A 13,492-nucleotide genomic window follows, 5' to 3' on the forward strand; every position below is an offset into this window, starting at 1 on the left:
TTTACCTTGGGGGCGCAACATGGTGCGAGGATTCGCAGTCATCGATCTCGAGACGACAGGTCTGTTTCCGCAGAAGCACGATCGCATCGTGGAGGTGGCGATCGTTCATGTGTCGCCCACCGGTGTCGTCGAGGGAGTCTGGGAAACACTCGTCAATCCGATGCGCGACATGGGTGCGCAGCGCATCCACGGCATCAGCGCCGCTGCGGCGGCGCGAGCTCCGGAGTTCGGCGCACTCGCCCCGTCCATCGCCTCGCTCCTGCGCGGGCGGGTGCCGGTCGCGCACAACGCCAGTTTCGACGCACGGTTCTTGGCTCACTCGATGCAGCAAACCGGCCTCATGTGTCCGGAGTACGAGTACTGGATGTGCACGATGCAGCTCGCGGGCACATTCCTGCCGGGCAGTCGGAGTCTCGCTGACTGCAGCGCTGCGATCGGATACGCGATGGAGAACGCTCATCGCGCCTCGGCCGATGCCCTCGCTGCGGCGGCGCTCCTTCGCGCCTACATCGGTGCCGGTCACGACCCCGCCTGGTGGGATGGGTGGCTCGCGACCCCGGGGGAGTGGCCCGATGAGCCGTTCGATACGACGGCCTGGCTGGCGCGCACGGACTCCGACACGGCACCGCGGTCGGTTCTCGAGCGGTTGCACGTGGACGTCGCGACTGACGCCGCAGTCGACGACGGCTCCTTGAATCTGGATTACCTCGCTCTGCTCGATCGTGTCCTCCTCGATCGGTATATGTCCGCGACGGAGACCGATGACCTCATCCGGTTCGCCGCTGAGCTGAACCTTTCGAGCACCGCAGTCCGCCGCATTCACCGCGCCTACTTCGACGGGTTGGTTTCGGCGGCCTGGGCGGACGACCAGCTCACCACTGACGAGTGGGCTGACATCCAGAAGATCGGTACCTTGCTCGAGATCGACGCCCAGACGATCGCCGGCGCCGCGTCGAAACCGGATGCCGCGGCCCCGACCCTCACCACCGGCTTTCGCCTGTCGCCCGGTGACACCGTCGTCATCACCGGCGAACCGCGCCGAGATCGAGCCGCGTGGTTCGACATCCTCACCGAGCGCGGTCTGATTCCAAAGGACAGCATGGTGAAAAAGGCCAAGGTGCTCGTGGCCGCCGACCCCGACTCGATGTCGGGGAAGGCAAGGCAGGCGCGGGCGTGGGGGATTCCGATCGTTACGGAGGAGGGGCTGGAGAGGTTGATGGGGTTGGGGGCTGACGAGTAGCAGCCGCTCATTCGCGTTCGGGGCAGCCCGAACATGACGCTGGTCGAGATCCGCGCGAAATGCCGTCGTCTCAAGCAGCGTGAGGGTCTGAAGATGGTGGTCATCGACTACCTCCAGCTGCTCACCAGCGGCAAGCGCGTGGAGTCTCGTTAGCAAGAGGTCAGTGAGTTCTCGCGTGCGCTGAAGCTGATGGCGAAGGAGCTGCAGGTTCCCGTCATCGCCCTCTCGCAGCTGAACCGTGGCGCCGAGCAGCGCGCCGACAAGAAGCCCGCCCTGAGCGACCTGCGTGAGTCGGGCTCGATCGAGCAGGACGCCGACATGGTGGTGCTGATGCACCGCGAGGCCGCCTACGAGAAGGACTCACCGCGCGCCGGCGAGGCCGACCTGATCGTGGCGAAGCATCGTAACGGTCCGACGCACACGATCACGGTGGCGTTCCAGGGGCACTATTCGCGGTTCGCGGATGTGGCACTGGGGATGTAGCGACGCCTGTAAGTTTTTTTGGAGTTGTCCATTTCGCGGATGAAATGTCCGCGGTGTGTCCATCTGGACATTTGTGCGTCTACGTGGCCCCGCGAGTGAGAGATCGCCCGCGGCGATATCTCACTCCGAGAAGGACTTCTCGATGAGTTCCATGCCAGCGCGGATAGATTTCACCTGGCCACGGTGTCGGCCTTCGTCGTCGATCACGTCGAAGCTTTCGCCGCGCCCAGGCCGCAGCTCCCCAGCAGGGGAGCGCGTCGAGTTCCAATAGACACTGTGAACTCGGGTCCGCAGGTTCAGCGACGTGTGCAGCCTGCCGTGTGTGACCTGGCCAGGCATGCTGATCGATGCCCGGCCAGTCCTCGCTGATTTGCTCTCGGTCGACGGGGCCTTACCGGACTCCGCGCTCATGCTTACTGGAGTGGGTCGATGCGCGATGAAGGTCGCAATCAACGCCGTTGTCAATGCCCCCGATACCAGACCGATTAGCAGGACGATCCAGTCCCGTCCCGTGAGCTGTTGTGTAGCAACGAAGAAGATGACGCCGAATACGAGCGAAGCGGCGGTGAGAAAGCCGAAGAACCAACTCCACTTGCTACTCAACGGCATCTCCTTCGCCCTGCGCCGGAGCAACACCTTCACTGAGCGACAGCAGTCGGTCCGCTTCGGTGGCGATCTCTCGAAGCTCGCCAGCGGCCGAAGCGCGGGTGGTCTCCGCGTTTAGGATCTGATCCTGGGAAACACGGATCTCGTCGAGGAGCTTGTCCAGCGGCGGGTCGATGATGGCGGCAAGCTCGCGACGTGCATCAGATGCGATCTTGTCGGCATGACCCATGATCTCGGTGACGAGCGCGGAGTGCTGGCGTTCGCTTTGGATCTGCGCGGCTCGCGCCTCGCGTTCGTTCTTCCAGACTTCGTAACCCGCTGTCCCGGCCGAGATGACGAATCCACCGACCTTCGCGGCTTTGCCGATCTTGTCTGCGATCTTCAGCGCTTGCCAGGGCTTGAACTTGTAGCCGAACGTGTGGCCGACGTCCTTGACGAGCTTGTGACCGAGCGAACCTGAAGCCTCACGCAGTCCGTTGCCTGCACCCCACCAGCCCTGTCCGCGCTTGATGAGGTCGCCGATCTTCTGCCAGTCCACCGCGATCGGTGTCCCCGCTTGGGCTGCCGATGCCGAAACACTGGAGTGGACTCGATCGGGAGTGTCGAGCGAGACCGCGCCCGCCGGCCGGAGCAGCAGACTGAGTCGATTGCTCTCGCCAATCTCCAACAGCTCTTCGGACAATGTGTCGAACTCGGAGTCGGCGAGTCTGTTGATCCGTTCGGCGAACGCCGTCGCGTGACGTTCGAGAGACTCGATGAGACGAGCCTCTGCGTCGGCGAGCATCTCGCGAGCCTGCGTCTGGTCGTCCGGGAGCGTCGAGGCCGTGTCGACGAATCCGACGACATCCACGAGACAGTCCCGCTTGAAGTCAGCATCCGCTCTTCCGAAGCTCTGATCGAGCATGAAGCGCCGCTGCGAGATTGCACGGCTCTGCGCGGCAAGCAGTGCGAGGGCGGCGCGAGACGTGTCATCGGGCGCGAACAGTTCCTGCGCGTCATCGCAGAGCTGTCGGATCAGATGCAGCGGCTGGCGCAGGCGAGCGAGCTCGCCTCGTTCAGCGCTGACCTGGTTGATCATCGCGCGCAACTCGTCGATTCGGGACCTATCTCTGAATGCCTCGGCGCGGCTTCCACCTTGGAGGCTTCGCAGGTAGTCGACCGAGTCGACCTCGACGATGGGCAAGTTGAAGGTGGCGGTTCCGAGCGCGTCTTGCACCGCCTGATGTCTCACGCCTTCCGCGGCGGAACGCTTGCTTGTCTGTGTGATGACGACGATCATCTGCCCATGCAGCTGTAGCCCATTGGCCAGGCGTCGGAGAAAGTCGCGGGAAGCGTCGTCGAAGAGGCTGACGGTAACGACGAACAGGATGAAGTCGGCGTTGCCGATCGCATCCATCGCGAGTTCGTCGTGGCTACGCAGACCCGATTGGACGCCGGGTGTGTCGACGAGCACAACGGCGCCGTCCCACTCGTACTCGGTGACTTCGCCCGTGGCGACATCCGCGTCGATGAGCGGTTCCACCGCACCATCGGTCAGCGCCTTGATGAGACTCGACTTTCCGCTGCTGTACTGGCCGGTGAGAACCATGCGCGGCTTCTCGGCGTGATGGCTCGTCGCGCGCGCGAGCAACCCTGCTGCCGTGCTGCCCGATGCTTCACCCAGCAAGGCTTGAAGCCGTGCGAGCAGACGCTCCGATTGCCCTGGCAGTTCGTGGATGAGAACCTTTGTCACAATGCGTCTCCTTCGATGTGCTCGCTGATGTTCAATCTGACTCCCGTGTGGGCCAATGCCAGGGACTGCCACACTTCTTTGGCTCCGAGCGCGAGCGGATGTGCAAGTGCAACTCTCACCTGCGAGTCCGTCCACTCATGGACCGTCACCGCACCGTCCGACAGGTTTCGAACAAGCTGGATAGCGCTGGCCGAGGACGTCGCGGATGCTGCCGCGGGCAGCACGCGCTCGATGTCCTCCGCGATTGGGAAGAGGACCAGTTCGCTGAACTCAGGCTCGGGGAGTTCCACGGCCATACCTGCGCCTTGCCAACGAGTGGCGCGTATCAGTGCCGAGGCAGCCCGGCCTCGCCCCATAATCCGCAGGAGCTCACGTGCGATCTCGGTATCGACCTGGGAGAGTATGGGCTCGAGCTCCAACTCGATGGTGTGGTCGATGGTGTGCTCGGCCCGCTCAAGCATGTCGATCCAGACCGAGTGTCGTGCCGCCTCCTGATCCACTGCCTGCTGCCACACGGCACGGACCACCTCGCCTGACTGCGTCAACCGCTCGCTGACCTGAACCAGCAGCGGCGACAGCTGGTCGCGTACTTTCACTCGCCGTCGTTCGCGAACTTCGGCGGCGTTTCGGAAGACCTTGTCGCTGACCCAGTCGATGCCACGACTCAAGCCGAGCAGTCCGGTCAGAAGACCGACGATCGCGCCAAGGCCGAGCCCGATGGCGTTTCCCAACCCGGGGCCCAATGCAGTGCCAGCAAGTGCGCCGATCTTCGCGCCGAGAACGGTCGTACCGACCGCCGCAGCGAATCTACCCCCGACCTTTACCAGACGATTGCCCCAGATCGCGCCCCGACCCCCGAGTTCCTGGAACTCGCCGACGTCGAAGTGTGCCCAGTCATCGGCGACGTCGAAGGCAATCTGTTTCAGATCCCGCTCGAGGCGTCGGCCGGCATGGTCGACGTCCGCACTGATCTCGTCCTTGAGCACGACCATCTCGCTGGCCCACGCCGCGGTGATTTTCTTGTCGCTTAGGCCGACGTCGACACCTTCGATCCAGCGTTCTCGACGTGAGAGCGCCACGGAGAACGCGGCCATGAGTTCGATGTGCGCGTCATCTACCCGACGGTCGGCGCGCCGCTTGAAGTCGTTGAGGCTTCCTCGGGTGGTGTCGAGCATCGCTCGCGCAACCTTCGCCGACGCGGCGGTTGTGCTTGCGGCATCCAGCAATTCCGCACGGGTGAAGTCTCCGATACTCGCTGCGCGTCGAGCGTCCGCAGTTCGGTCCTTCTGAACATCAATCTCGGCGAGAAGTCGTTCGACCCTGCTCGCTCGACGTATTTCGCTCGCGTCCTCGGGAGTCAGATCGCTGGCCTCAGACATCAGCGCGGCTTGGGCATGAATCAGCACTGCCGAGATGTAGCGGCCGCCGGCACGTGCGAGGTGGCGGTCAATCGGCTTCAGATTGCCGAGAGTGTCGCCGCCGAACACGAAGTCCGGGTCCTCCAACAGCTCAAGCAAATCCAGCTGGTCCGTGACGTCTCGGAGGCAGTTCAGGGCCACCAGGATCGGCTTGCCGTAATCGGCGAGTTGCTCAAGCGCGCGGCCGGTTCGTTCCTGCGTAGCTTCGTTGGTCGCGACCCAAAGGATCAAGTCCGCGTCGGCAACCTGGCTGAATGCTTCCTCGTAGTCGGCGTCCCCGTCCATCGCGCCGACTCCGGGCGTATCAACGATCTCTATGTCGTGACCAAGGACTGTCCCCGTGTGCGACGCACGAGTCGTGCGCTGGCCTCCGCGGCCGACACTCGCACCATCCCCACCGGTAAGAAACTCGAACAATGTGCTCTTGCCAGCCATCGTCCGCCCCATAAGGACGATCCGGAAGGGGCGATCCACGTCACGACCCAGCAGTTGACGGCGAGCCTCGGCCACGCGATGAGTCGCCTCGGTCAGAGGAGTGAGGATCGCGTTACGCATCGCAACGACGTCTGGCGAATCCAGTTGGGATCTGACAGCCTCTGTCGACCGGGAGAGTGTCGTTTCCACGGCTCGCGCGAGCTCGATCAAACATGCCTTCAACGTGGCTGGAGAAGGCTCGCGCTGCGGATCGTCGCCATAGAGTTGCTGGCGCGACCGCTCATCGCCCGGGGTTCTAGGCTGGCTCGGGAGGATCATCAACGGGAATCGTTAACTGGCGGGCTTCAGTATCGGAGTGCGTCCGATCAGCTTCTCGAAGTCCTCCGCATTCGATGTCGCTTCGACGATGCGCTCCACGAGCTTCGGACGGTAGACGAACTGCTTGAACGCGGGCGAGTAGACGCAATAGCCGTCTGACTTAGGGAGCTGCTCTTTCGAGCCGCTCTTGGCCGGACCGATCTCCCAAGCCTTCCGCACGATGGTGAAGTCATTGACGCTGAAGACGAACGGAACACGCGCCATCACGGCATCCGCTGCAGCCTTCGGCAACATCTCGTCGCCGTGTACAGCTTCGCGATACTTCTCAGCGACAATCACGCTGCCCTGCTGCCCGAGCAGTGCCTGCAACTCCTCCTCACTGAGCTCATCCTGGCGGACAAAGTTCAGCGCGAGATCTGCCTCAGTCTTGGGCCCCTTCATGGGGAGGAGGAGTAGTCGGTACGCGAACCGTTCGTCACTACGCACCTCGTCCGTGAGACTGCTCTGGAACTCGGTGATGAACGTAGAGACCGTTGCGGGGAGGCCCCGCCGCAAGTCTCGCTGCTCCTCGTAGCGTGACGGGCTCAGAGACTGGACGAAGACGGGGAACTTTAGTTCGGTGCCGAGGGTCTCGGACGCACCGAATCGCCGAACGAGCTCGGTCTCGAAGTTGATGATGCATGCGTGCGCTTCCGCCGCGGTAGCAACGAGCACCGAGTCCTGGAATCGATGCTCAACGCGATTGCGCAGTCCAATGAAGAACTCGACGTTCGCCCTGATCGGGTCGTTGTCATTGAACTCATGCTTAACGCATAGGCTGAGGTCCCACGTCTTCTTCGAGCCGTCTGGGTTGCGCTTGAAGAGGCGGCGACCGCCCGACTCGCGATAAAAGATCTCTGCCTTGCGTCGGATGCGATCAGCGTGCAGGAGGTTCTGCCAGGAGAGATGGATGTGCACGATGAAGTCGCTAAAGCTGCGGCGATCACCCGGCCGGTTGTAGAAGTCGATCGCCACCAGCGCCTGCCGACGCGCCTCATCGAGCGTGTACCTCCACGCAGGTGGTCGTGCCATCCGCTCAGCTCGTCTCGAAGCCGGAGCTGGAGTCGAACTTGAGCACGCGCGCGTTCTCAGAGATCGTCCGCACCTCGCCCTCGTCGAAGCCGTCGCTCTTGCTGGCCTGGATGTCGATCGTGATCTCGAGCCTGGCGCCGGCGCCAGCGAGGCGATCGATGATCTCGCGAGTCACATTCCCTATGTCGCGTGAATACCGATCAGGATCGACCTTCACGGAGCCGAAGTAGCGGCTGGGGCGTCGCGCCGCCAAGCTCGCATCACTCGGCGCCTCCGCCTGGTCTGACTCGTCATCGATCATGACGATGTCGATCGGCCCGACCTCCGCGGCACCTTCCTCCGCGGCTCGCGCAGCAGCCTCGCGAGCCGCGGCGATTCGATCGGCGGACGCTTGTTCCTCAGCCTTACTCCAGTCCACGAGGAGCGTGCTATCGGTGACCTGGATCGCGGTGTCGTGCGCCGGCGGCACGATTAGCCCGCGGTAGCGGTCAGCCTCGGTGTCCTTTGCTGTCGCGACTGCGAACTTCTCGCCGTCGACCAGGACGGAGTTGAGTGACCGTTCGATCGCGGAGTCGAGAGTTTCTCGGCGAACGAGGCGCGGCAGGTAGACGTACCGAGTGAAGTATCCCCACAACTCGCCGACGCTAATCTCGCCCTTCTCCCGCCACAGCTGTCCAAGCTCCTGATGCAGCGTGGCGCCGAGGATCGGCGCACCCAGCTCGGTGACGAGCTGATCATCACGGGAGAGCTTTGCAGCCACGCGCTCCGCAAGAGAGCGGCCGTTGGAGTCGGGCACCTTGTCCGTGATCAGCTCGAACGGTTTGGTGGCGTCGAACTGCTCGGGATAGACCGCCCACACGAATGTGTCGCGGACCCGGTCCGACACGGTCCGGTCGAGGCGAGTGACCCAGTCATCGGTCTGCTTGCGCTGCTGCACCGACAGGTTGAGGCTCTCGCTGGTCGCCTGCACACGCTTCCACGCGAGGTAGCTGCGCGCAGCGGCCTCGAGGCTCTCGAGCTCGCTCTTGTCGGCGACGAGGAAGACGAGGGTGTTGCGGTGCACGCGCTGGCTGGCGCCCTTGGTCTCGATCGCGTCGCGCACCCACTGGTGAGCGGACGAGTCGGCGCAGTCCGACTTCCGCCGCGAGTGGCGCGGATGCACAATGACCAGTCGCGCGTTCTCGAGGTCGGGGATGTCGGCGCTGGATGCCGGGGCGACGTGAACCCGATCGAAGACACCGCGCGCGCGTTCTTCGCTGCGGAGGCGATCGGTGATTTCGTTCCACACTGTCTCGACATCTTCACGGAGTCGCTCGGCGTAGTCGTTCGCCGTCTTGGTCACCGAGGGCTGAGTGTCGAACCAGTAGTGGCCTTGCTCCTCGTAGAAGTAGGTCGAGCGCTGCGCGAGCAGCTCGATCGCGCTGCCGAAGTTGCCGAGCGTGTCACCTGGCGCTGCCGTGCCGAGCCAGACGTACTGCTTGTCGAGGCCTTTCCGAGACGCCTTGATCCGCGGGGCGGCGCCCATGAAGATCGTTCGCGCGATCCGCTGCGTCACGAACCTCTGTCCCAAGTTGGGGCGATCCAGGTCGATCTGCTGCGCCATCGATCCTGGCCCGTCGATGTCCGAGTCGATGATCGGCTTCCACTGGTCCTCAAGGTACTGGGTTAGGTCGGTGTTGACGGTTGTCGCTTCCAGCGGCACGTTGCCGGGGAGGATCAGCGGCGACGTGTCGTTGGAGGCCCACAGCTCGTGGACGATCGACGACACGAGCTTGAGCACGCCACGGGTGCGCTGGAATCGCTCCAGTGTCGACCAGTCTTCGTATAGTCGGTCGAGCAGTTCCGGGTGTAGCGGGTACGACGCGCGAATCCGCTGCTCGTAGTCGTCGCTCGGCGTCGCGGCGTCGCGCGGGAACAGTGCAGTGTTGGTCCGATACAGCGTTACGAAGCTGCGCGCGACTGCCGAGATGGTCGTGAGGCCTTCGGCGTTCGGTGCCTGGAAGAGCCGACGTCGCACGATCTCGAAGGACTCGTCTTTGCTCGACGGACGCCACTGGTCCGCGACGCGGCGGATCACGTTCTGCAGGCGCTCCAGCGCAAGCTGGCCATTGGCACCACCGATCTCGATGTCGCTTCCGCTACCCGCGTCGCCGGTGTCGGATGCCGGAATCGAGACGACGAGCATCGCGCCGGGCACCGAGCGCACGACCTCCGTCAACGACTGCGCAAATGTGAACTGCGTCTCGAACGAGCCTGACGGAAGCTCCTTGTCCGTGACGAGCTGCCGCGCGTACGCTACCCACTCGTCGATCAGGATCAGCGCCGGCGAGTACTTCGCGATCAGCGTCCGTAGCGATTCTCCGGGGTTTGTCCCAGCTCGGTCGTCATCAGCGACCAGGTCGTAGGCCTCACGGCCGCCGAGCTGCCAGGCGAGCTCGCCCCAGAGCGTACGCACCTCGGTCCCGTCATCCTTGATGAGCGGTGATCCCGCCTTCAAATAGGTGCCGACGAGCGCGACTCGCTTCACACCCAGCGTCGCAAGATCCGAGTTCCCGGTCTCGGCGATGAGCTCCTGTAGCTCCTGCGGGAAGTCCTTTGCTGGCGTGCCGCTGAAGAGGTGGTAGAGAGCGAGCATCGAGTGCGTCTTGCCGCCACCGAAGTTGGTCTGCAGATTGACGACCGGGCTCGCGTTCCCGTCCCCGTCGCCCACGCGTCGGAGCGCCCGCGACAGCAGATCCCGCAGACCTTCCGTCAGGTAGGTGCGGGTGAAGAACTCCACGGGGTCGCCATACTCGGGACTCGTCGCCTGACCGGTTCGCACGAGATGCAGGTCGGCAGCGAACTCGGATGCCGTGAACTCGCCGCGCGCCACATCATCATGCGGGCGGATCACCTCGCGCCAGGGCCGCAGACCCGAACCCGGGTCGAGCGTCACCGTCGTCCGCTTGACCTGCTTTCGTGTTTGATCTTCGAAGACCGTGCGCTGCAGGTCGACCCGGAGCTTGCGGACGTCCTCGGCCGAGTCGACCGCGCCGACGGCATGGAGCAGCCGTTCGATCGTGTCGAGGGCGCGCGCCGCGTCATCAGAACTGAACGGCTCGTTGTGCGCCCACAGGTTTCGCGTCTCGCGTAGTTCGGAGCCGAACCCCTGCTGCGCACGCGACAGAACGTCCTTGAATCGGTACCCCTGCTCGGTGATTGCGCGAAGCTGCACCTGGACATCGTGCTTCGTTAATGTTCGGGCAGGCCCACCTCGGCGCTGGGCGTCTTCTTGTGCCCACGCGGCGGGCCAGTCCGAGGTGCCCCAGGCGGCGGTCATCACTTCGTCGACGGAATCGAGCAGTCCTTCCGAGAGTAGGTCGAAGGCCTTGCCCACGCGGTCACGGTTGTTCATGGCCATCGAGATCAGTCCCCATCCTCATCGAAGTCGAACGCCTGTTGTACCGCTCGGGGAGAACCGGCGTGCTTTCGCGCCTGCTCGTTCACATCACCCCACGCGCTCACAAGGCCGTTGAAGAGAATCGCATCCTTGGTGTCGTGCTTCTTCTCCGCTTCATGGAAGAGGAGGAAGCCGAGCTCCTTCACCGCATCGAGATTCACCCGCGTCTGCACCGACGGGAGCAGTGAGGCGACCTGATCTGCGCCGTGCTTCGCCATGACCGCCGCGAGACGCACTGTCGCTTCCCAGACGCTGACGCGCTCATCTGCGCTCACGTCCCAGGCGTCCTCGAGCTGAGTCGGCGAGAGGAGGCGTGCTTTCCCGCCTCTCGCCTCGAAGATGCCGCCGCGCTCAAGCGCTCCGATCGATGTATCGGACGAGCGCGCGAGTTGGTCGGCGATGCCCGAGTTCTCCTGCATCCAGCCGTACTGGCGGTACCACTTGACGGCGAACCGGGTGTCGGGGTCGAAGTCGGCCTCCTGCTCGCCGATTACTTCATCGAGTGTTGCGTTCACCAGCAGTAGCGCATCCTTCACACTCATGTCGGAGCCGTCTGCCTCGCGTACTCGTGAGTACCGAGAGAACACAGAGATGCCAGGACCGATGGCTGCCTGCGCTAGGTCAACAGGTGCGATAGTTCCCTGCATGAGCGTGCGTAGCGCGGCGGGGAGCTCGGACTTGAGCGCTGCAACGAAGGCTCTACGAGTGGTGGCGGGTGCGGCTGTGGGCCGAGGGCGACATGCCAGGACGATCGACGAGGCGAGCGCGTTCGATCCGCTGGCGATCAGGCGGTTCCCGGTCTCGGTCCTCATCGGCCAGGTCGCGGTAATCTCCCAGCCGCCGTCTATCAGCCCGTCGAGCAGCGTGTGCCAACCAGTTGACGAGGTTCCGTCAGCACTGGAATCCTGCTGCTTGTAGGCGTAATACACCGTCAACGGAATATCGGGACGAGCGCCGTCGCGAACGCGAGCAAATACAGAGTTAAAGCCGTCGATGAAGAACCTCTCGGCTCCGGCCCTCCCGTTGTGACGGTAGGGGTTTGCCACGAGTTCCTCGGACTTTGGCGTGAGCATCGTTCCCACAGTCTTTGACTGGATGGTCGACAGTGACCGGCGTAGCCACACGTAAAAGAAGTCGGACAAGTCGGAGTAGCCGATGTTGTCGTAGTACGGCGGATCCGTTGAGACCACGAGCCCGGAGTAATCGCGTGACGCCGCATCTGCTTGGCGAACAAATGCTGCACCCTCGACGGGGAGCCGAAGCAGCGCCTTCAGCAGACTACCGAGGCTGACAGTGAATCCACCTGCAGCGGTGCCGAAAGGCATCGTCTCGGCGAAGTCCCAGACCATCGGAATCGCCTGTCGCCCGAAGAGATTTCGGACCTGCGTCTTTGAAACCTCCCAGCGGCAAAGTGAGTTCGAGATGTCGGTGAGACGGCTGACACCGAACGCGAGGTAGGTCGCCACCGCATCGGCGTATGCCTCTGCACCCATACCTCCGTCCTGCAGCGAGTCTTGATGGGCGAGCCCCGCGGCCACGGCATCCTCGAATGCTCGGCTGCGTGCCTCGCTCACCAAGTCGCTAAGTGTTGTGAGTGTGACGAGTTGGCGATTGGTGAAGAGATCGGCCCACTCGGTCATCCCATAGCGGTACACGTTGATGCGCCCGGGCCAGTCGAAGATCTCGCCCAGAGGGACGTCGTTTGGGCGTGCTACGTCAGCGGCGTCCCGCTGTTCCGTCGTGGGCGACAGAAACAGCCTGCCGCGGTCTCCCTCAGCCACCACCGCCATGAGTTGCGCCCCCATGCGGCCAGCACGTGCCTCCGCACGGATGTAGTTCAGGTCGATCGGTGTTCCGTCGGCGATCGAGATGGCACCCTGGCGATTGACTGTTCCGTCGGCATCAGGATTCGGCCCGCCTGCATCGTGTCGGACTTCGTAGCGGACCTCTCCGTTCACTACTTCGGCACGGATCCAGGCCTCGTTGCCCTTCTTCTTACTCAGCCACCAGGAACGTACCAACGGGATTTCGATCGGATTCGCCGGGTTCGGACTCTTGACGGTCCGCGCCCAGATCCACGCGATGACTGCGCGCGTGGTTCCATCACTGCTGGTCGCCTTCGGGTAGATGTGCCCGATGCGGCGTTCCGCTTCATCTCGCATCCATTGCCCGTACGCCCTCACATCCTCAGCGAGTCCCTCCGCCCCGCTCCACCCATTCCGGGTCTCTGCCCGGCCAGGAAAGACTGGTGCCCGCCCGGTGAACTTAGGGGGGATCTCGATTAAGGCCTTGTTGATGAGCACCGCAAGAGGGTTCAAGTCGCTCGCGTGCGCTTCCAGTCCGAGTCGCTGCGCTTCTAGAGGGATGGCACCGCCGCCGGCGAATGGATCGAGGACGGCTGGAAGCTCACCGTTGTTGCTCTTTCGGATCTCGGCTCGAGCCTGACTCAGCAGAGTCTCGTCATTGCTGTTCTCCCAGATGACCAGCTGCTCGAGAAGCCGGTGAAGACGAGCGCGCTCGGCGTCCTGCTCTTCAACGGTAGGGAACTCCGCAGGCCGCGAGGCCGGGTCATCCACTAGCTGTGCGAACAGAACCGCGCGTGCTGCGGCCAGTGGCCGACGCGCCCAGTACAGGTGCAGGGTCGAAGGATGCCCATGCCGGATGGACTTCTCTCGCGATGCCTCGGCGTTGATGGCTTCGAGCGGCAGAGACGTCTCGATGAGCTTCTTCTTGTACGGGGCCATATTCTC

The 13,492-nt window shown here is 63.5% G+C and carries 7 protein-coding genes and 1 pseudogene; 2 read left to right on the forward strand and 6 right to left on the reverse strand.

Features of this window, described 5'->3' with window-relative positions; genetic code table 11:
• The first annotated feature begins 19 nt into the window (after nt 1-19).
• Nucleotides 20-1,240, forward strand: a complete 1,221-nt coding sequence (locus BLS25_RS04210; RefSeq protein WP_074694542.1) for an exonuclease domain-containing protein — start codon at nt 20-22, stop codon at nt 1,238-1,240.
• Between the two features lie 9 nt (nt 1,241-1,249).
• A pseudogene (locus BLS25_RS04215) lies at nt 1,250-1,723 on the forward strand (DnaB-like helicase C-terminal domain-containing protein).
• Nucleotides 1,724-1,843: 120 nt separating this feature from the next.
• On the opposite strand, the gene BLS25_RS04220 reads toward BLS25_RS04215, so the two are convergent.
• The 6 genes from BLS25_RS04220 to BLS25_RS04245 are packed head-to-tail and all read right to left on the reverse strand — an operon-like array spanning nt 1,844 to nt 13,486.
• On the reverse strand, nt 1,844-2,326 hold the full coding sequence (locus BLS25_RS04220; protein ID WP_143017820.1) for a hypothetical protein: 483 nt from the start codon (nt 2,324-2,326) through the stop codon (nt 1,844-1,846).
• On the reverse strand, nt 2,319-4,061 hold the full coding sequence (locus BLS25_RS04225) for a GTPase (RefSeq protein ID WP_143017821.1): 1,743 nt from the start codon (nt 4,059-4,061) through the stop codon (nt 2,319-2,321). Before BLS25_RS04225 ends, BLS25_RS04220 begins: the two co-directional genes overlap by 8 nt.
• The gene (locus tag BLS25_RS04230; protein WP_081349679.1) at nt 4,058-6,232 is read right to left on the reverse strand and encodes a GTPase domain-containing protein; all 2,175 of its coding nucleotides are present in this window, start codon (nt 6,230-6,232) and stop codon (nt 4,058-4,060) included. The genes BLS25_RS04225 and BLS25_RS04230 overlap by 4 nt, the downstream gene beginning before the upstream one ends.
• A 12-nt stretch (nt 6,233-6,244) precedes the next feature.
• A complete protein-coding gene (locus BLS25_RS04235) occupies nt 6,245-7,303 on the reverse strand; it encodes a DUF3644 domain-containing protein (protein WP_074694546.1) in 1,059 nt (352 codons plus the stop codon).
• A 4-nt stretch (nt 7,304-7,307) separates the two neighbouring features.
• A complete protein-coding gene (locus BLS25_RS04240; protein WP_074694547.1) occupies nt 7,308-10,703 on the reverse strand; it encodes a DUF499 domain-containing protein in 3,396 nt (1,131 codons plus the stop codon).
• A 5-nt stretch (nt 10,704-10,708) separates the two neighbouring features.
• Nucleotides 10,709-13,486, reverse strand: a complete 2,778-nt coding sequence (locus tag BLS25_RS04245; protein WP_074694548.1) for a DUF1156 domain-containing protein — start codon at nt 13,484-13,486, stop codon at nt 10,709-10,711.
• Between the last annotated feature and the right edge of the window lie 6 nt (nt 13,487-13,492).

It is taken from the genome of Microbacterium testaceum StLB037 (assembly GCF_900104345.1).
In the GTDB taxonomy this organism is placed as follows: Bacteria; Actinomycetota; Actinomycetes; order Actinomycetales; family Microbacteriaceae; genus Microbacterium; species Microbacterium testaceum_A.